Source organism: Candidatus Mesenet endosymbiont of Phosphuga atrata, assembly GCF_964020175.1.
Lineage (GTDB): Bacteria > Pseudomonadota > Alphaproteobacteria > Rickettsiales > Anaplasmataceae > Mesenet.
Map to the genome: position 1 here is coordinate 1,137,626 of NZ_OZ026541.1, position 19,041 is coordinate 1,156,666.

Here is a 19,041-nt window from a genome sequence, read left to right on the forward strand (position 1 = left end):
AAACTATTTTCTGTCACCAAATAACCTTAATAAGCTTAAGAATATATTGATAAAGTTAAAATATAAACTAGTTGATCCCATTATGGCTAGTTTATTAGTTGCAATTTCTGAACCATCATTAAACTGATAATATAAATCTTTTACTCTTTGTGCATCATAAGCAGTCATCAGAGTAAATATTACTACTGTAATCAGTGAAATAGCAAATTGAAGGGGATGACTACCCAAAAACAGATTAACTAAAGAAGCAATAATAAGACCTATAACACCCATCATTAAAAATGATCCAAGCTTTGTTAAATCATGTTTTGTGTTGTTACCATATAATGCCATTGCACCAAACATCGCTGCTGTTATAAAAAACACCCTAGCTATGCTTTCAGCTGTGTAAAGAACGAATATATAAGATAAAGATATACCCATCAATGCTGAAAAAGAAATAAATATGGTTATTATCGACTGAAAGCTAAGTGAATGCAGTTTATAAGACATAACAGACACTAATATAACTGGTAAAAACACAATAAGCCATTGCAAAGGAGTGCCGTATATTGTTGACATTATGGTCTGAGAAGAAGCAGTAAAAAACGCAACTATGCCGGTAATGCCAAGAGCCATTGCCATATAATTATAAACCTTAACGAGATAGTTTCTTAGTCCTGCACTATAATATACACCCTGTGATCTAACATTTTGTTGATCCCTAACAAATGACATACATTAAACCTTCAAAAACATATTATCTGCTCAATATAACAATAAATACTTAATAATTCAATAAGAATGTTGTTCTTAACACATCCCAGCTGTAGCAGCGTCTCCAATACCTTGTTGAGGCAGATCAACTCGAACTCCACTTACACATTCCGATTGCTGTTTAATAGCTTGTTTAGCAAGATTAATGTTCAACCTAAATCCTACTAAAAATATTGCTACACCTACTATCCCAAATATTAACCCAAGTGGCAAAGTATCCATTTTAAACCCTTTTCCTATATTGCCAGTATAGCTTATTGAATTAGTTACCTCAAGCGATAGCAGAACCTTCCTTATTAACATAAATAAACCACCAACAGCTATCAGTGCAGCTCCCATTAAAGCCTTTTTATCAGAAGTTCCTTTATCTCCTTCCTCTTTAAGAAGCTGTTCCTTATCAGTACCTGCTTTTTTACCTGATTTATATTTATCGATTGCAATATACAAAAACATTAATGCAACACTAAAACATATGACGTTAGATATCGTATCAGAGATGCCTTGAAAATTCATAGCTGAGTTTTCAAGCCCAAGTGACTTATTTGCGTCTGAGATGGCTCCCCAAATATTGAGTACTACTGCTAATTCTGTAATTACTATCACTAAAGATGCAAAAGCATCTAAATAAACAGCACTTTTTTCAAGCTTATTATCTTGTATTGCTTCTTTATTTTCTTTACTTAACTCTTTCTCTTTTTTCTTTTGCTTGTTATAAATATGAATTAATGCAATTGAACAAGCTAAAGATGCTATACAAAAAACTAAAGCAGTAGTTTCAAGAACGTTTCCATAATATAATGTCTCCTCAGCTTTAAGATTTAATATCTCTGATTGTAAAATCGCAAAGCCAGCCCATATGAGTGCAAATGCAAGTGAAGTTCCAACTACAATGTACCTTCTTTTTTGGTTCATTTGCATTAGATAAAATATTTCTTGGTTTAATTTTCTCTTCCTTTCTTCCAATTCTATTTCTTCTTTTTTGTATTGTGATTTTTCATCTATACCTGAACCTGTCATATCTGTCCCCACAAATTGGCATATAATTATAAGATGTACATTTAAACATCTTAACATTAAATTATATCTATTTTAGGTTAAATAGTCAATATTTTACTTAAGCTTATTATGAGTTTGATAAAACCCTTGTATCATATAGTTATAGCATGACCATATCGCAGTGATTGCTGCAATCCATAAGCACATGCTTCCTATATATTTAATAGCTGAATAATTATTAATAATAAGCATTATCACAGCTATCATTTGAAAGAAAGTTTTGAACTTTCCAATCTTACTAACAGGTATTCTAATAGTCGAATATTCCCTCAACCCTGATACTAAAATTTCCCTGCAAACTATAATTATGGATGGTATTATAGTAAAATCATCTATTTTTTGTTTATAGATTAACATAATTATTGTAGAGGTAACTATTAATTTATCAGCTATTGGGTCAAATAATTTGCCAAATTCTGACTGTACATCCCATACACGCGCTAAATAACCATCAAAAAAATCAGTAATACATGCAAATAAAAATATTGATATTGTTATCCAACAAGTGTATTGGCTTTCAATATAAAAGCTAAAAATTATTATTGGCATTGCTAAAACACGAGAGATTGTGAGCAAGTTAGGTAGTTTTTGTTTAAAATAATTCCACACTATAATACTTATTCACTTTAAATGGGCAATACATCATCATATAAATGAACGTAATTAATCACAAATATTTTCTATTCTTTGTAATAAATTCAAAAAATAACTTGATCTCGAATTTTAAACCTATACTTCAATACTGAAGCTTTAAGGCATGCTATGAAAAAAAATTGCTACTTCAAATACTCCAATAATAGAACAAAAAATCAATAGAAGTTTTTTAGTTAAAACATGCTTTAAAATCTTTTGCAATACTACTCATAATAGCAAAATATGCCTCTTTTCCTTGAGTAATATTATTACCAATTGGATCGAGTATCTTAATCTCAACACCATTTGTAAAAATGCTACTTCTGACATATTGCTCTTGTGGTTCGGAGAATATACATCTTATATTATTTTCTTTTGTTATTCTTTTTATTTTGTTGATAGTACTAATTTTTATCGATGCTTCATCTCCTAAAGGGAGAATTCCACTTGGTGCTGATAAATTAAAATATTTTTCAAAATATTGATAGGCATCATGCACTACAATATACGGTTGATCTTTTAAGCTACTTAACTCTCTTTTGATCTCTTGTGCATTTCTCTCTATCCTTTCTATGGTTTCTTCAGCATTCTTTTTGTAAATCCAAGAATTTACTTTATCAACCTCACCAAGTACTGAGCTAATATGATTAACCATTATTTTTGCATTTTCTGGACTTAGCCAAACATGAAAATCTTTTACATTTTTAGTATGCCTGCAGGTCGATCTTAATGGTAGAAGATCTACTTTTTGTGAGAGCGCAACTAGTGTTTTGCGCCTAATGTTTTTTATAAATGTTTCCAGCTGATCAGAAACATAAAATATAACATCGCTATGCTCTAATTTATTTGCATTTGAAGGTTTTAACATATAATCATGTATTGATACTACATCATCAATTAATAATTCTGGCTCTACAACTCCATATGTGACAGAGGCAACGAGAGAATGTATTGGTTTTATCGTTGCAATAATTTTAGGAGGGTGAGAATTAGCATTTGATTGTATTAAAACAAGTAATAAAAAGAGAAAGACATGTTTCATAACAGCTTAAGTAGTATAGATAGCTCAATTTGTGTAGATGATTATATTCTAATTGTAAAGGGTCTATCTTTTGCATATAGAAACAAACAAGTAATAAGAAATATTGATATGTTAGTCAAGAGAGGTGAGATCTTTACCATACTTGGCCCTAATGGAGGTGGTAAAACTTCTCTAGTGCGGATACTAGTAGGAATACATAAAAATTATACTGGTAGCATTGAGTATATGGACAATATTGTAGTTAGTTACCTCCCACAGAGTTTTGTAATTAACAACCTAATGCCAATGACAGCTGAATATTTTCTGCTACATAGTCTGCTAAGAAGAAAAGTGGGTATTGATGATATCATTAAGGATGTCAATATTGAAAATATATTAGATCAGCAGTTATCAGAACTTTCTGCAGGGCAAATGCAGCTTGTGCTACTAGCACGTTGTTTGATGTCCAGTCCTGATTTGATAATTCTAGATGAGCCTGTTAGCTTTATGGACATTAATGCGAAAGTAAAGTTTTATGATTTAATTTCTAAATTGGTTAAAAAAAGATCAATATCCATCATCATGACATCTCATGATTTACGTTTTGCTCTACGTTATTCTGATAATGTGATGTGTATAAATTGCTTTGTTTATTGCCAAGGGATACCAAGTGAAGTTGAAAAAGATAGAAATTTTGTTACGGTATTTCGTGGTTATTTTGAAACATGATCAGAAGTATTATTCGTTTTGCAAATATACTGATAGTTCTAATACGCTATAATCTGCTCTTTTATTCATATACGAACAGATCAATCCAAAACACAATTAAAGGTAATAAGATAAAGACCGCTCTGCAAAAACTTGGTCCAATTTTTATCAAATTTGGGCAATCACTCTCTGCACGAGTTGATATCTTAGGTGAAGACATAACAAATAGCCTGCTATCTTTGTGTGACAAACTGCCACCTTTTTCTTATAAAAAAATTGTTCAAATTATTGAAAGTGAATTTAATTGTTCAATTGATAGTCTATTCTTAGATTTTTCCGAAAAACCAGTTGCAGCAGCGTCAATTGCGCAAGTTCATAAAGCTGTAACGAAAGATGGCAAGCTTGTAGCTGTGAAAGTTTTAAGACCCAACATTGAAAAAATATTCTCGCGTGATATAAAAATGCTAATGTGGCTTGCAAATTTGATCCAAAAAGTTAGCAAAAAATCACACCGCTTTAAACCTATGCAACTGGTGCAAACGTTTTCTGAAATCTGTCGTTTAGAGCTGGATTTACGTTTTGAAGCAGCAAATGCCTCAGAGCTTAAAGAAAATATGTGTAGTGATGAGGAAATTTATATTCCTAAAGTGGATTGGAGTAGAACCTCAAGACGTGTTTTAACTTTAGAGTGGATAGATGCAACCCCAATATATGAAATTCACAAATTAAATAACTGCAAACAAGTTGCCGAAAATCTCATAACTTTGTTTTGCAATCAGGTATATAGAGACTGTTTTTTTCATGCGGATATGCATCCTGGCAATTTAATGGTTACTGAAAATAACAAAATCGTCATGGTAGACTTTGGCATAATGGGAAGAATAGATCGTAGTACTTCAATGTATGTTGCAGAAATCATCAAAGGTTTTGTCAAGCGAGATTACAGCCATGTCGCTAAAATCCATTTTCAAGCTGGCTATGTTTCAGAAAAGTATAGTAATTTTATTACAGCTTGCAGAGCAATAGGAGAGCCCATTGTTGGCAGAGAAATAGAAAACATTTCATTCGCCAATTTACTCACACAACTATTTAAAATTACTGCTGACTTTAATATGGATATACAACTTGAGCTCTTATTACTGCAAAAAACTATGATTTTAGTGGAGGGTACATGTCGCAGGTTACATCCAAGTATTAATGTCTGGCAAGTGGTTCAGCTTTGGATAGAGAAACAAGAAAATCAAAGAAATAGATGCATTGAAAAAATGAAAGAATCTTGTTTGATAAAAACTATACAAGAAGTACCACAGCTTATGAAAAAATTAAATAGAATAGCTGATAACATAATTGAACAGCAGAATAGCTCACATGCAAGAAGTAGTAAAACTTATCTGTTTTTGCTGCTTATAATTATAGCTTTTATTATTTTGCGTCTGGGATTTTTTATATATTGAAAAATAAGTAAATTTTTAATATAAAATTTAAGCTATGTTAAATTTACATTTGTCCAATTGATTAAACCAAAGAAAAAATTAGGCCAAAACTTCATCTTATCAAGCGATATTACAGATAAAATAGCTGCGCTTGCTGGTGATTTAAGTGAGTTTAATGTAATTGAGGTCGGTCCTGGATTTGGCTCTCTTACAAGATCCATACTAGAATGCAACCCCAAGTACCTTTTATCTATAGAAAAAGATGAATCATTAATTTCAAAGCATAACAGCTTAATTGAAAATTATGATGGTAAGTATCAGATTTTAAACGCTGATGCCCTGCATGTTAAAGAGCGGGAGTTAATAGATAAACCAGTTAAGGTTATTGCCAATCTACCTTACAATGTTTCAGTGGTTTTGCTGCTTAAATGGTTAGAAGATATAAATTTCTTTACTAGTTTGACTTTAATGTTTCAGAAAGAAGTAGCTGATCGTATTGTTGCCACTCCTAACTCCAAATCATACGGCAGGCTCTCAATACTTACTCAACTATTTTGTGATGTCAAAAAAGAATTTGATCTAAAACCCGAAGCATTTTTTCCCAAGCCAAAGGTAGATTCTTCTATTGTGACAATAACACCCCTTCCTGCCCCTAGATTCTCAGTTGATATTTGCACTCTTAAAAAAGTAATGAATACTGTGTTTAGCAAAAGGCGAAAAATGCTCAGCAGTAGCTTAAAAGAAATATCTCATAATACAGATGCCCTCTTAAATGCAGCAGAAATCGAAGGCAGTAAGCGCCCAGAAGACCTAAGCATTGAGCAATTTTGTAGACTTGCAAATGCACTTTATAAGCAGTAAGTCACATTGATCTACTATTGCCTTCGTGCTGTCCTGATACTCCTCTTTCTTGTGAGATTTGCTGTGCAAAGCTTTTTTTAGTGTTGTTGTTTATGTCAGATTCATGATTTAGCTTTGTTTCATCTACTTTGGATGTTTTATGTTGGTCTATGAGCTTTTGCACGCTTGGAAGGGGTGGAATAACAAGCGTGTTAGTAGTAGACTTTGTTCTAGGGTATTGAGGAGAAGCGGATTGGTTATTATTTAACCTTATTTCAGGTGCATTATTAACAAGCTTTTGTACATTCTTAGTAAGAGAAATATTAGGTGCTTTTTTGTTCATATTTTTTTCAGTACTGGATTTAGCCTGATTGGCTGATTTTTCCTGTTCAGGTTGTTCTGATTTCTCTTCAAATTCCTTTATCATTTCATATTGAGCATTAAGTAGAAAATTGTCTTTTAATTTTTCTAATATTTCTTTGTGATCCATTCCTTCAATATTAATTCCAGCTTTTTCTAATCCCTTTTCAAACTAATCTTTTAAGAAGGTGTTTGCAAAGTATAGCCATTCCTTTAAAGATCCGAATGAGATAAGATAAAGATTTAGGACCGTACATTTAAGAAAAAAGGCAATTGGATGAAGGAGAAAGTAGGTTGGTCAGAGGTTTAAGATAGAACTTTGTATGAATGGCAGCAAAGACGCAAGGAAACATCAGTCAAAAAAACTTGGAACTGGAATCATAAAATGGTTGCTGAGTTTGCGAAGGTTCTATCGGAAATCTGGGGTAATATTAATTTTCGCACAATACATAGAGCATTAAAGAAAATTGGATTTACACGCAAAAAAAGACCTATGGATATAAAGAAAGAGATGAAATTTAAAGAAATTATAGCAACCTAAAAGTCTGGTATTTTTAGATGAATCTGGCATCAATAATACAGAACTTAGTATCCGTTCAGGGGAGTGGCAAAGAAAGAAATAATTGACAGGATATATTAAAGTAGTAATAACACAAAATGTTGGTGGCAATGTGAGGCTAAATGTTGCAACTGTTAATTAATCTTTATGCAAAAGTTTAGAGCAAAAAATAGCAAAACTTGAGGAAAAATCTTAAAAATAGAGAATGCTGAGCTGAGATTGGTCTAAATTCAAATCAATACCAAGTTCTAAACAAAATAAAAGAAGATATATCAAGAGATAAACCAGAGAACAGTAGGAAGATAAGTTGGGCATAAAAGGTATTAAAATGAAAGCAGATGAGATAATGAAGATAGCAATAGATGTGAGTGTGGTGGAGAAATTGTAATATGTGAGAAGTGCATCAGAATTCCAGAACTATGTAGTGGAATAGACTTCTTGCATAACCTAAGGAAGCAGCTCAAAATTATAAAAAGAGGCAATAATATTGAACCGTAAACCGAAACGCCTTCATCTATTTTGTACCAGACACCACTTAATCTGACAGTGACGAATTAACTGACAGAAGAATTTAAATATACTATCAGAATCCTGATTTAATGTTTTTCTAAAAAGCAATATATCAAGAAAAGTTTGCATTGGCGTTTTATCATAGCAATATTTGTCTGATTGTCTCATTGTAAGAACGCAACCAACATCAATTTGTAGATCTTCTAAAGAACTATATTTCTAAAGATGATTTGCATAGTTTTGTGAAGCATTGGTCTGTGGAGAGTTGGCTTTAGTTCTAGAATGATCGATATGCCTAAATAAAGCTGATAATTTCACGCAATATTCTGTACCTCTATCAGTCAAAATGCGCAATATCAAAGAATGGCTATCATTTAGCAAGAGGTAATTGCTGTCTTATCGACTTAGCAAACGAGCATAAGTATCGATTGCTGGTAAATTCGCCCATTATATTACCCACGTAATAAGTATCCTGAGAACCCAGATAACCTGTGTTTCAATTTTATCATCTTTGTTCTTTCACTTTTTCTAAAGCTGTAATTCTGTTAGCCATCTTGCATGATTTTTGCTTCTAGTGCTTTAAGTCTTTTCTTAAAAGTCTCAACTATCCACCTTCAGATATTATTTTTTTCTCAGCTCATTTTTTATATGCTGGAAACTCTGTTGCGATATTAATCACGGCTCTTTCTATGTCTTCCGAAACTCTGTTTGCAAACTTTCTTACTTATCTCATCTCCATTTTCGTATAACTCCTTGAAGCGATAAAATTTGAATATCCCATACGCTTGTGACACATTTCCTAGTTGTTTTGCTAAAATCCTAGTTTTAGTATTTTTTTTGCATTGTATTCATTTCTCTTATTTTTTGTTATTTTTTTGTTCTAAGTGTCAGTTCAAGTTTTATTTAATACAAGTAGTTGATAACATGTAAATTTTCGATTCTTTAAAAATCCTAAAGTCATGTCGTTTACCGTGAGCAAAATACAATTTTCTTACTTTCTTTTGCTATAACTACTTGTGTCTTTATCGTATGTTTCTTTTTCTTTCCAGAATAAAATCTCTTCTGCTTTTTTTTGGTCTCTCTATGGGAGTTTCTGTTTCGTCTACTACCAGAATCTCATATGCACATCTGACTTTAATAGCTCTTTTTTTCCAGGTAATGCAAAATCTGGGTGCTCTATTATTCCACCCACTTTACTGTTTTATATCTCCCATAGTTTTGTGCAATATGGAAATATGTACGACGCAAATATTCTAGTACCATTAACAAACATGCATTGTTTATTTGGTTTTCCTCCTCTTGTCTTTTTCTTAGCCTCTTCCTCTATTAAAATTTCTATTATTTTTTCGAATGTTTTTCTTTTTACCCCTGTCAATCTTCGAATTCATCAAGTTTACTTATTTGTTCGAATTTCATACCTTCACTAATGTTGCTTTTAATATATTCCTGCTTATTCCTAAGTTATGCAAGAAGTCTAATATCAATTGGAGTTGTAAGAAATGTGGAAAAAGAAAAAGCAGCAAATTGCCTAACATCTGATACTTTTGGTCCTAGAGTTAAATTGCGGCATTGAGTGGAAAAGCGAGAAATTGCAAACATCATGTTTGAATATAAGCGTTGGCAGTGTTTCAAATAGTGAATCGCATCAAAATGTCAAATGAACAAGTAGAGGAAGAAGTAAGCGAAATTCTGCATATTTAGTCACTACAATAAAGGTAAAATGGGATGGTGTTGGATGTTTGCCAGCAATAAGACAAAAATTAGCAGATACAAGAGGAATGAATTTTTTAAAGGTTTTCTGATTACAAGAACCTGCTGATAGATATGCAGTTTATAATTATTACAGTAATGAGAAAAGACAAATTTGTTGTTATTAAGGAATTTCGAAAGAACAGTTGGCATGATGAATTGGATGTTGTTTAAAGGATTGGGTTTTAACTATTAAAAAATGAAATTGATGTTTCAAAATTGAGCGAAAGAATTGCGAAACAGTATTGCTTGACAAAGATATCTTACATACTTGAAGCGAAAGGAGCTTCACGAGCGGTCAGGGGTATTATAAAATCCGAGCCAATGATGTGGACATTTTTAGATGATCCAGAAAATATTCCATTAACATGTTGAACGGCAGATACGACATTACGTTATCTACCGTAAGAATTTCTATTTTACACAATCAGAGCGAGGTAACAAGTTTCTTGAGCGAATAATTTCGTTGTACCTGACTTGGAGACAAAAGGGACTAAATCCTTTTTACAATCTTTTTGCTATTGTTTCTTAAACCACTCCCTTGAACGGATACCTAAAAACCCATCTACTGCAGGTTTGGGGGTTAGCTCTGGATTTTCTTTAAACTTATCCCATCCATAACCAGCCACGGCCATAATTCCATCAACTTTGAGCATCTCCCAAGATAATGCCATATCAAGCATATAGTCTTTTGCTAAGTGCGAACCACAAATATAGACAAAATCGAACTTTTGTAGCTTATTTTGTGATACCTCATATGCTAACTTTGGTAACATTTTTCTCGATTCTCCTCTAAGGGGAACAACTTTTTTATTTTTTATGTAGTCTCTTAAATTATAAGAAAATATAGCGAATAAATCTTTCTGTTCTTGTGGTGTGTAATATGATATCGGCCACTCCCACGTATCTATAACATAAGTCTTATTATTTTTTGAGTTACAGTAATTCTGAACAGTATACAGTGTTGATCTACCCTCAAGGGCACCAATCTCAAGGCATTGAGAATTCTCATTACCTTCAAAAAAAGCTTTAGAGATTGTCCGGAAACTAGAATAAGGTATAATCTAAGAAATGAAAAAGTAGGTAAGAAATGAGAAAAAAGTATCCAACAGATCTAAGTGAAAGGGGGTGGGCACAAATAGAGAAGCACTTCAGAGTATCATACAAGAAAGGAGGAAAAAATATAGTAAAAGATAGAGGGAATTTTCTATGTATTGCGTACAGGATGCCAATGGCGGGAATGATTTTCCGCTATGGTATATGAGCAGTTTAAGTAATGGAAGAAGTAGGGAATTTTTGAAAATATGAAATTACAAAATATAGTAGACGAAAAATAGGAAGAAATGAGCAACCAAGCGCTTGTATAATAGACAGTCAATCTGTGAAAACTACAGAAAAAGAAGGTTATGATGGGAGTAAAAAAGTAAAGGGTAGGAAATAATTACAGACACTCAGGGTTTTGTAATTGGTTGTTATGTTGGAGCTGCTAATGAAAATGACAGAAATGGAGTAAAGATAGCGTTAGGTAAATTGAGAAAAAAATATACTAAAGTTAAGAAAATGTGGGCTGATATGGGATATCAAGGAGGAAATATGCTTGAGTTTACTAGTTTCCGGACAATCTCTAATACCAATATAACTAATATTATATATTCTAATGAACAAGTGACTGTCTAGTTAGAGATTCTAAAAAGCCTATTTGTTATTTGATCGTGCGCTATTTATCGATAAGAATATTAATCTTGTATATAAATTAATAATATTAATTACAATCAGCTATGGTTGATGGTATGAAATGATGCTAGTAAAGCAAATTTTAAAACCCATAGTGTATTATATTAAAGTTAAGACAAAGGTAAAGGTATCAAACCACCTACCTAATTACACACCTAGGACAAGCTATAAGCCGGGTTCTGTTTTTGTGGCTATTCATCTATAATAAGTTTTACAACTTATCTTTAGCGGCCTACCCGGGTAAATATGAGGAAAAACATAAAACTTACCCTTATTTAACCTTGCTCCTGGTGTTGGTTACTTCAGCCACTACATGTTGCCATGAGTGCGGTGTGCTCTTACCACCCCTTTTCACCCTTACCTAAATATAGGCGGTATTTTCTGTAGCCCTATAACTAGAGTTACCTCCGATGGACATTATCCATCACCATTTTTCCTTGGAGCCCGGACTTTCCTCTATTACTCAATCATTGCTGATAAATAACAGCAGCCACACACTTCCCCTAGGCCATTATATTATAGAGATTTATAGAATAAAATCAACTTTATTTAAAAAATGTTTATATTGATATAATTTATATTTAAAAATATAATCTAAATTTAAATTTATTAATAAATACGCCTATACAATCTGTATTACTCTGTGGTGGTGTGGGAAGTAGGTTATGGCCCATCTCTCAACCACCTAAACAATTTTGTAAAGTATTTAGTGATAACACTATGTTGCACAATACCTTGTCTAGACTTCACAAGAGTTATAATCCCCCAATAATTACAGCAAATATTACGTATGAATCTCTAATAATTAAGGAATTAGACTCTGTTTGTCTGCAAAAACCAACAGTAATATTAGAACCTGCCCAAATTGGAACGGCTGCATCTATATTGGTTGCTATAGCAGATTGTTGTGATGACATTATTATTGTAGTGCTACCTACAGATCATTATATAGAGAATAAAGTAGATTTTCAAAAATGCTTAGAGCAAGCAATTACAATAGCAAAAAGTAATGATGCTGTAGTAATTATCGGCAAAAAACCCAATTATCCTAGTTCTGAGTTTGGTTATATCAAGGCTGTCTATAATGACATTATAAGTTGCTACAGCGTAAATGAATTTATTGAAAAACCTTTAAATATTCCTTCTGAGGAATGTTTTTGGAACTTAGGTATTTTTATATTTAAAGCAAAGTATTATTTTAGCGAAATTGCAAAACTTGCGCCCAATGTTTATAAAACATGTATAAAAAGTAGGCAAAACTCAACAACACAGAATAATCTAGTGTATTTAAAAGAAGAAGATTTTATGCAAATCCATCCTGTTTCCTTTGATTATATGATAATGCAGAAGACAAAGAAAGCTTTAATGATAGAAGCTACTTTTGACTGGGTAGATGTTGGGACTTGGAATGGTATATTGTCAATTGTAGAAAGACTAATTAAAAATCATTTTAGCAGTTCAGTGCTTTATTATATGAAAGATATAATATCAGATAATATTAAAATAAAAGAAAAAGTAGTAAAGCTATGGGGGTTTTATAGTGTAATTGCAAGCAGGGAAAAATTTTTAATAAAATATCTTTATATTAATCCTGCAAGTGCTACTTCAATGCAGCTACATAGACATAGAGATGAGTACTATGTAATACTATCTGGCACTGCATGTATTACACTAAACGCTAAGATATACACTACAAATCAAAGTGCAGTAATTGATGTTCCTAGGATGAGTATACATAGAATAGAAAATAAAAGTAATGACAATGCTCTACAAATTATAGAGATACAAATAGGCGACTATATCTCCGAAAATGATATAATAAGACTATTTGACAACTATGGTAGAGTTTAAAACTCATACTTTTAAAAATAATTGCTTTTATGGTTAAGTTATCATATAATTAACTTAATTTTTAAGAGAAATTAACATGGTTTTGTACATTGGCGGTAAATCTTATAGCAATGAAAGTGATCTATTGGGTGCTGTAAAAAATCTCCCTTCCCCACTTCTTGATGTAGTAACTGATTTTGATGATAAAATTTACACTATGCGCCAGGATGAAGATAGACCTGATTTTTTAATCAGCAACCAACAAAATGGTGATTTTAAAAATATTAAAGGAAAAAGTGATCATATTTTTTCAAGAGAAAATAGAATTAGTGATAAAGAAGCCTATCGCATAAATCAAGGTAATGTTGGTTTTATAAGTAATGGTAAAATTGGTACAAACGATGTTTATGATTGTGTTGCATTAATTATTCAAGATAAGAAAAGTAAAAAAACAGCTTTAGCTCATATAACTACATCAACAAATCAAAAGTTTTTACCAAATATCTTATCTTATATGCCAGTAGGTGAAAAGGAAGTGATTATGGTTGGTGGTCAATATATGAGTGGGAAATACAATGTAAGATATATACTGAGTGTTTTAGCAAAATATCAATATGATATATCAATTGATAAGTCTTATGTTTGTGATAGCAGGTATGTTCATGATAAATCATGGAATTTTTGTGAAGCTTGTTATATCTTAAACACAAGATGTGGTAACGTTACTGTTGACACTTCAAATTTAGAAATTAGTTGTAACTTTCCAGCACGGAGTTTACCTAAAATTGAAGGGGTTCCATATTCTTTTTCTGATGATTTAGATAGATTACCTAACTTAAATAGCTGTGACGATGTAAAACAATATAATGATGATATGGATAATATAAGTTGTTCCATACCTAATTCAAAATTACAAAATACAAAACCTACTAATTTGGAAGTTAATACTCCAAAAATTTTATAATTATAATATTTGTTATTTTATTTATCAAATATTTTATAAATTAAAGTATAAATTTATACAGATCAGGTTGATTAGAGATTGTATCAAGTTTTTTCCTTACATATTGACAATCTATAGTAAGTTTCTCGCCATTTTTTTCAGATGCAGAAAAACTTATTTCCTCTACAAGCTTTTCCATAACAGTGTGAAGTCTTCTTGCACCTATATTTTCCACTTTAGTATTTACATCATAGGCAACCTCAGCTATAGTTTCAATGCCATCATCAGTAAAATTAAGCTCTACTCCTTCTGTTTTCATAAGTGCAACATATTGTTTAATTAAACTTGATTCTGGTTCTTTTAGAACTCTAATTAAATCCTTTTGACTTAAAGGTTTAAGCTCTACCCTAATAGGTAACCTACCTTGCAGTTCAGGTAAAAGATCTGAAGGTTTAGATAAATGAAATGCACCAGACGCAATAAATAGTATATGGTCTGTTTTTATTGTACCATACTTTGTAGATACAGTAGTACCTTCAAGTAAAGGCAAAAGATCACGTTGTACTCCTTCTCTATTTACCTCTCCTCTCACCTCTGTACGTGCTGCAATCTTATCAACTTCATCTAAAAATACTATACCATCATTACTTACAAGTTTTATAGCTTCTTTTATTACGTTGTCCTCATCTATTAATCTTTCACTTTCTTCATTTACAAGTATTTCACGTGCTTCCTTAATCTTTACTTTTATAGTTTTTGATTTTTTACCGCTACCAAACATTTTACCCACAACTTCACTGATATTCATAACACCTAGCTGCCCCCCTGGCATCCCTGGTATATCAAAAGTAGGTACTATATTTTTATTTTCTTTAATGCTTATCGATATTTCCCACTCCTCAAACTCTTTGTTTCTAAGCCTTTTACGGAAGACTTTTCTGCTTTCCTTACTAGCATCTTCACCAACTAACGCATTTAATATTGTTTTTTCACAAGAAGCTTCTGCCTTTTTAATAAAAGCTTTACGAAACTTTTCTTTTACCAAAGTAATTGCTATATCCATCAAATCACGAATAATTGAGTCTACATCACGTCCAACATATCCAATTTCAGTAAATTTTGTTGCCTCTACTTTAATAAATGGAGCTCCTGCAAGCTTTGCTAAGCGACGAGCTATCTCTGTTTTTCCAACACCAGTATGACCTATCATTAAGATATTCTTTGGTATAATTTCGTCACACAGTGGCTGTGGCACCCTACTGCGACGCCAGCGGTTTCTTAAAGCAATAGCAACAGCACGTTTTGCGTCACCTTGCCCTATAATAAACCTATCTAATTCTTGTACTATTTGTCTAGGAGATAAAGAGTATAAGCTCTGTTCTTCATCACTAGCATTATCTTCTCTTAAACTTTCATCTTCTTCAAGATCTTTATTTTCTACAATTTTATCTTTATCACAAAAACCCTTACCTTCTTCAAAATCTTTATTTTTTATTGTATCTGTTTTATTTTCTTCTTGTTGCATTTGAATAAGCATATTTTTATAAAAATAATTTCAAGTATTATATAATAAGTGAGAAAATTTAATTTTAAAAGATATATCATCCCTATTTTCCTTCTAATTCCTCAATAATAACGTTGTTGTTAGTATAAACACAAATATCTGCAGCTATCTTCATTGCTTTCTCTGCTATATCTTTTAGTGCCATACCTTCAATACCAATTAACGCTCTCGCAGCAGCTAAAGCAAAATTACCACCAGAACCTATAGCAGCAATACCATCTTCTGGTTCAAGAACATCACCAGTACCTGTAACTACAAGTGATATAGACTTATCCACAACAATCATCATGGCTTCAAGTCTTCTTAGATATTTATCTGTTCTCCAATCTTTGGCCAGCTCAACACAAGCTCTCATTAACTGTCCTGGATGCTTATCAAGTTTAGATTCTAACCTTTCAAAAAGAGTAAAAGCATCTGCAGTTGCACCAGCAAATCCAGTTATTACTGAACCGTTTGCACAGCTTCTAACTTTTCTAGCTTTTGCTTTCATGACAGTATGACCAAGTGATACCTGCCCATCACCAGCTATAACTACATGTTTTCCTCTCCTTACCGATAGGATCGTTGTACCATATATTTTATTATAATCGTGATTCATTCACTTCCTAAGCAAAAACAATTTTACTATATAGAAATTTTTATGAAAATCCATATTAATAATTTAAATAATTATGTTTTAACTCTTTTGAGATAGTATTATAGTCTATTTTTTCAAAAAAAGGTCTGCAATTGATGCAAAATATTATCGATCTGATTTATTCTTTGATCAAAAAAAAAGAATCTACTATAAACAACTGGTTTGAGGAAAGTTTTAAAAATTTTAAACCTCCATTTTACAGCTCTATAGATCTTAGAAATTCTGGTTATAAGATTGCACCGGTAGATGCAAATCTATTTCCAGCAGGGTATAATAATTTAAGCGAGAAGTCACAGATTTTTACTTCTGAATTTGTGCAAAAATACTTATTAAAGTATAAAAAAGTTTTGATTTTACCTGAAAATCATACGCGTAATGTTAAATATATAGCCAATTTAGTTGCTATTAAAAATATTTTTAAACTTGCTGGAATTGAAACGTACGTACATCACGAAAATGTAGATTTAAGCTTTTCAGCTCTCAAAAAAGATGACAATCTACTTATAACAGAAGCAGGTTTCACACCAGATTTGATTATAATCAATAACGATATGACAAAGGGCATTCCAGATATTTTAGAAAATGTAACACAAGATATAATACCTTCACCTTTACTTGGGTGGCATAACAGAAGTAAATCAAGATATTTTGAAATTTACAAAAAAATCGTTTCGGAGTTTTGTAGTGAATTTGAATTAGATGAATGGCTAATATCCTCTTACACAACTGGCTGCAAGAATATTGACTTTGCTACAAATCAAGGACTAGAAGCGGTAGCTGCAGCAGTGGATGATATAATAATTAAAATAAAAGATAAATTTGAGATTTATAATATAAAAGAGCAACCATATGTGTTGATGAAAGCTGATAAGGGAACCTATGGCATGGGTATTATGACAGTAACTAGTGCAGAAGACATATTACGAATTAACAAAAAAAATAGGAACAAGATGAATAAAATAAAAGATGGTGTTAAAGTTGACAGCGTGATAGTACAGGAAGGAATACCAACCTTTGACCGCTTTCATGAAAGTGCAGCAGAACCCTTGATATATTATGTAGGGGATTGTCCAGCATGTTATTTATTTCGTTATAATAGCAATAAAGATAAATATTCCAACTTAAATTCCTCAGGCTGTGATTTTATTGATATTAGCTCTACCATGGAAAAAAAGACTCTACTGGTTTGGAATTTAGTTAGTAAGTTAGCAGTATTGGCTGCAGCAAAAGAATCACACTTGCTTAACCAATTTTAGTATTTTTACATATAAAAATTTACTATTTACTTTAAAACATATGTATGAGTAAGAAACATAGTAAAAAATTTATAACCGAAAAATTTAGATATAATTAACGCTATAAGCTTTACTTCTGAAGTTATAAAAATAGCATCAGAAGTAAAACCTATAAAATATAATAACTTAAGCTCTAAAAAATGTAGTAAGAACCTAAAGAGCCTACATTAATATACATTCTTCTTCGTCATTTTTACCCTTACTCTGTTTTTTTTGATTACTATAACTACACTTATCTAAGCTAGAGTTAGGTTTACCATAAGCATTATCAGTTGCTTCCCACTCCCTAAAACCTCCATACTTTTCTTTAGGTTTAAAAAATTCAACACTTTCTAGTAGAGTTTTATTACCATACGTATCATAACTAGGATCTGCCCCTTTCTGCCGACAATAATCGACAACCAGACTGTCACCTTTAGCAACAGCAGCACATAGTAACTCATTAAACACTGCATGTCGATCTTCTTTTACACGATCTGCAAACGAATTTACGTGTCCTCGTGCACTCAACATATTACCCCCATTAGTTCCATAAACTCCTTCAGATACCCTTTCATAGGTATTACTAAACTCTTTTTCTGACCATTCCTTTGATTTGCTACCTTGATTACTATTCATCATTCCCCCCCTTATATTATTCTATAATTAATATACTGTAATAAAGAGTATTTGAAAAGCCCAAATGTTACTATAGTAATCTAAATACTTGTGAATTATACAGTTTTTACAAAATTTTCTCCTCTATGGCTACATCAACGAATACATTTCTGCACCACTTGTTACACAAAGATTGGAACAAACAAATAAAAACTCGTATATTAAAATGATATTTTAGCTTTAGAAATTTTTATTTAAAATTATATATGGCCAGCATTGTTAGATATGAAAAGTTTTTACCAAAAATAGGAGAAGGGACCTTTATTGCTAAGGGGGTGTATATTGTTGGTAAAGTAGAAATAGGTAAAAACGTAAGTGTTTGGTATAATTCTGTTCTTAGAGGCGATGTGGGATCGATTTATATTGGTGACGGCAGTAATGTTCAAGATGGTACCATAATTCATGTAGATAGAGTAGGAGGCGATACTAAGGTTGGCAGTATGGTTACAATTGGTCATGGCTGTATTCTTCATGCTTGTACTGTTTGTGATAGAGTGCTAATTGGTATGGGGTCAATTATTATGAATAATGCTACTATTGAATCAAATAGCATAATAGCAGCTGGTTCACTAGTTACAGAAGGAAAAATAGTAAAGAGTGGAGAAGTTTGGGCTGGCCGTCCAGCAAAGCTACTGCGCAAAATTTTGCAGGAGGAGATAGAAAATATTAATATTTCTGCAGCAAATTATATAGAATTAAGTAAACAATATATGGAGAATGATGGATAAATTGTATGTTATACTTTCAGAGTTACAA

General features: G+C 31.9%; 16 protein-coding genes, 1 other RNA gene and 5 pseudogenes. 10 read left to right on the plus strand and 12 right to left on the minus strand.

What is annotated here, in order from left to right; all coding sequences use genetic code 11:
* Positions 1-3 precede the first annotated feature (3 nt).
* The 4 genes from AACL09_RS05545 to AACL09_RS05560 all read right to left on the minus strand — a co-directional run bounded on the left by AACL09_RS05545 (position 4) and on the right by AACL09_RS05560 (position 3,487).
* On the minus strand, positions 4-717 hold the full coding sequence (locus AACL09_RS05545) for a Bax inhibitor-1/YccA family protein (protein WP_339047618.1): 714 nt from the start codon (positions 715-717) through the stop codon (positions 4-6).
* Positions 718-792: 75 nt separating this feature from the next.
* Positions 793-1,773, minus strand: coding sequence for a hypothetical protein (locus AACL09_RS05550; protein ID WP_339047620.1), 981 nt, complete (start codon positions 1,771-1,773; stop codon positions 793-795).
* Between the two features lie 93 nt (positions 1,774-1,866).
* Entirely contained in the window at positions 1,867-2,361 is a 495-nt protein-coding gene (pgsA, locus tag AACL09_RS05555) for a CDP-diacylglycerol--glycerol-3-phosphate 3-phosphatidyltransferase (protein ID WP_339049039.1), read from the minus strand.
* A gap of 274 nt (positions 2,362-2,635) precedes the next feature.
* Positions 2,636-3,487, minus strand: a complete 852-nt coding sequence (locus AACL09_RS05560; RefSeq protein ID WP_339047622.1) for a zinc ABC transporter substrate-binding protein — start codon at positions 3,485-3,487, stop codon at positions 2,636-2,638.
* On the opposite strand from AACL09_RS05560, the gene AACL09_RS05565 reads away from it, so the two are divergent.
* The 3 genes from AACL09_RS05565 to rsmA are packed head-to-tail and all read left to right on the plus strand — an operon-like array spanning position 3,479 to position 6,468.
* Positions 3,479-4,195, plus strand: a complete 717-nt coding sequence (locus tag AACL09_RS05565) for a metal ABC transporter ATP-binding protein (protein WP_339047624.1) — start codon at positions 3,479-3,481, stop codon at positions 4,193-4,195. The two genes, AACL09_RS05560 and AACL09_RS05565, sit on opposite strands and share 9 nt — an antisense overlap.
* Positions 4,192-5,628: a 2-polyprenylphenol 6-hydroxylase gene (ubiB, locus tag AACL09_RS05570; RefSeq protein ID WP_339047626.1), complete on the plus strand. Its 1,437-nt coding sequence runs from the start codon at positions 4,192-4,194 to the stop codon at positions 5,626-5,628. Before AACL09_RS05565 ends, ubiB begins: the two co-directional genes overlap by 4 nt.
* 57 nt (positions 5,629-5,685) lie before the next feature.
* Positions 5,686-6,468 carry a 16S rRNA (adenine(1518)-N(6)/adenine(1519)-N(6))-dimethyltransferase RsmA gene (gene rsmA / locus AACL09_RS05575; protein WP_339047628.1) on the plus strand — a complete coding sequence of 261 codons (783 nt, stop codon included), beginning with the start codon at positions 5,686-5,688 and terminating at the stop codon, positions 6,466-6,468.
* Between the two features lies 1 nt (position 6,469).
* On the opposite strand, the gene AACL09_RS05580 is transcribed toward rsmA, so the two are convergent.
* Complete coding sequence (locus tag AACL09_RS05580; protein ID WP_339047630.1) at positions 6,470-6,937, minus strand: hypothetical protein; 468 nt, start codon at positions 6,935-6,937, stop codon at positions 6,470-6,472.
* Between the two features lie 186 nt (positions 6,938-7,123).
* Between AACL09_RS05580 and AACL09_RS05585 the strand changes: the two are divergent.
* Positions 7,124-7,391: pseudogene (locus AACL09_RS05585) on the plus strand (IS630 family transposase); the annotation flags it as partial.
* 485 nt (positions 7,392-7,876) lie between these two features.
* Here the strand turns inward: AACL09_RS05585 and AACL09_RS06545 are convergent.
* Positions 7,877-8,670: pseudogene (locus AACL09_RS06545) on the minus strand (hypothetical protein).
* 135 nt (positions 8,671-8,805) lie between these two features.
* Positions 8,806-9,260, minus strand: a pseudogene (locus AACL09_RS05600) (transposase family protein); the annotation flags it as partial.
* A gap of 554 nt (positions 9,261-9,814) precedes the next feature.
* On the opposite strand from AACL09_RS05600, the pseudogene AACL09_RS06550 reads away from it, so the two are divergent.
* Positions 9,815-10,157 (plus strand): annotated as a pseudogene (locus AACL09_RS06550) (IS66 family transposase); the annotation flags it as partial.
* Here the strand turns inward: AACL09_RS06550 and AACL09_RS05605 are convergent.
* Positions 10,144-10,689 (minus strand): class I SAM-dependent methyltransferase, encoded by a 546-nt coding sequence (locus AACL09_RS05605; protein ID WP_339049041.1) that lies wholly within the window; start codon positions 10,687-10,689, stop codon positions 10,144-10,146. The pseudogene AACL09_RS06550 and the gene AACL09_RS05605 overlap by 14 nt on opposite strands.
* A 26-nt stretch (positions 10,690-10,715) precedes the next feature.
* On the opposite strand from AACL09_RS05605, the pseudogene AACL09_RS05610 reads away from it, so the two are divergent.
* Positions 10,716-11,221 (plus strand): annotated as a pseudogene (locus tag AACL09_RS05610) (transposase); the annotation flags it as partial.
* A 290-nt stretch (positions 11,222-11,511) separates the two neighbouring features.
* Here AACL09_RS05610 and rnpB read toward each other — a convergent pair.
* Positions 11,512-11,865, minus strand: an RNA gene (gene rnpB / locus AACL09_RS05615) — RNase P RNA component class A.
* Between the two features lie 145 nt (positions 11,866-12,010).
* Between rnpB and AACL09_RS05620 the strand changes: the two genes are divergently transcribed.
* On the plus strand, positions 12,011-13,210 hold the full coding sequence (locus tag AACL09_RS05620) for a sugar phosphate nucleotidyltransferase (RefSeq protein WP_339047632.1): 1,200 nt from the start codon (positions 12,011-12,013) through the stop codon (positions 13,208-13,210).
* Positions 13,211-13,286: 76 nt separating this feature from the next.
* Positions 13,287-14,153 (plus strand): hypothetical protein, encoded by an 867-nt coding sequence (locus tag AACL09_RS05625; RefSeq protein ID WP_339047634.1) that lies wholly within the window; start codon positions 13,287-13,289, stop codon positions 14,151-14,153.
* Between the two features lie 40 nt (positions 14,154-14,193).
* Here the strand turns inward: AACL09_RS05625 and hslU are convergent, their stop codons facing one another.
* Both hslU and hslV read right to left on the minus strand, forming a co-directional pair.
* Positions 14,194-15,657 carry an ATP-dependent protease ATPase subunit HslU gene (hslU, locus tag AACL09_RS05630; RefSeq protein ID WP_410519836.1) on the minus strand — a complete coding sequence of 488 codons (1,464 nt, stop codon included), beginning with the start codon at positions 15,655-15,657 and terminating at the stop codon, positions 14,194-14,196.
* Positions 15,658-15,739: 82 nt separating this feature from the next.
* Positions 15,740-16,294 (minus strand): ATP-dependent protease subunit HslV, encoded by a 555-nt coding sequence (gene hslV / locus AACL09_RS05635; RefSeq protein WP_339047638.1) that lies wholly within the window; start codon positions 16,292-16,294, stop codon positions 15,740-15,742.
* Between the two features lie 134 nt (positions 16,295-16,428).
* Between hslV and gshA the strand changes: the two genes are divergently transcribed.
* Positions 16,429-17,589, plus strand: coding sequence for a glutamate--cysteine ligase (gene gshA, locus AACL09_RS05640; protein ID WP_339049043.1), 1,161 nt, complete (start codon positions 16,429-16,431; stop codon positions 17,587-17,589).
* Positions 17,590-17,790: 201 nt separating this feature from the next.
* On the opposite strand, the gene AACL09_RS05645 is transcribed toward gshA, so the two are convergent.
* On the minus strand, positions 17,791-18,246 hold the full coding sequence (locus AACL09_RS05645) for a hypothetical protein (protein ID WP_339047640.1): 456 nt from the start codon (positions 18,244-18,246) through the stop codon (positions 17,791-17,793).
* Between the two features lie 245 nt (positions 18,247-18,491).
* Between AACL09_RS05645 and AACL09_RS05650 the strand changes: the two genes are divergently transcribed.
* Positions 18,492-19,013, plus strand: a complete 522-nt coding sequence (locus AACL09_RS05650; protein WP_339047641.1) for a gamma carbonic anhydrase family protein — start codon at positions 18,492-18,494, stop codon at positions 19,011-19,013.
* Positions 19,014-19,041: the final 28 nt, after the last annotated feature.

What these genes read in the sequence shown, in the direction of transcription:
- ubiB (WP_339047626.1), top strand. Translation starts at nt 4,192, where the DNA reads ATGATCAGAAGTATTATTCGTTTTGCAAATATACTGATAGTTCTAATA.
- pgsA (WP_339049039.1), bottom strand. Translation starts at nt 2,361, where the DNA reads ATGCCAATAATAATTTTTAGCTTTTATATTGAAAGCCAATACACTTGT.
- gshA (WP_339049043.1), top strand. Translation starts at nt 16,429, where the DNA reads ATGCAAAATATTATCGATCTGATTTATTCTTTGATCAAAAAAAAAGAA.
- AACL09_RS05565 (WP_339047624.1), top strand. Translation starts at nt 3,479, where the DNA reads ATGTTTCATAACAGCTTAAGTAGTATAGATAGCTCAATTTGTGTAGAT.
- AACL09_RS05580 (WP_339047630.1), bottom strand. Translation starts at nt 6,937, where the DNA reads ATGGATCACAAAGAAATATTAGAAAAATTAAAAGACAATTTTCTACTT.
- AACL09_RS05650 (WP_339047641.1), top strand. Translation starts at nt 18,492, where the DNA reads ATGGCCAGCATTGTTAGATATGAAAAGTTTTTACCAAAAATAGGAGAA.
- AACL09_RS05550 (WP_339047620.1), bottom strand. Translation starts at nt 1,773, where the DNA reads ATGACAGGTTCAGGTATAGATGAAAAATCACAATACAAAAAAGAAGAA.
- AACL09_RS05545 (WP_339047618.1), bottom strand. Translation starts at nt 717, where the DNA reads ATGTCATTTGTTAGGGATCAACAAAATGTTAGATCACAGGGTGTATAT.
- AACL09_RS05625 (WP_339047634.1), top strand. Translation starts at nt 13,287, where the DNA reads ATGGTTTTGTACATTGGCGGTAAATCTTATAGCAATGAAAGTGATCTA.
- AACL09_RS05560 (WP_339047622.1), bottom strand. Translation starts at nt 3,487, where the DNA reads ATGAAACATGTCTTTCTCTTTTTATTACTTGTTTTAATACAATCAAAT.
- AACL09_RS05645 (WP_339047640.1), bottom strand. Translation starts at nt 18,246, where the DNA reads ATGAATAGTAATCAAGGTAGCAAATCAAAGGAATGGTCAGAAAAAGAG.
- hslU (WP_410519836.1), bottom strand. Translation starts at nt 15,657, where the DNA reads ATGCAACAAGAAGAAAATAAAACAGATACAATAAAAAATAAAGATTTT.
- hslV (WP_339047638.1), bottom strand. Translation starts at nt 16,294, where the DNA reads ATGAATCACGATTATAATAAAATATATGGTACAACGATCCTATCGGTA.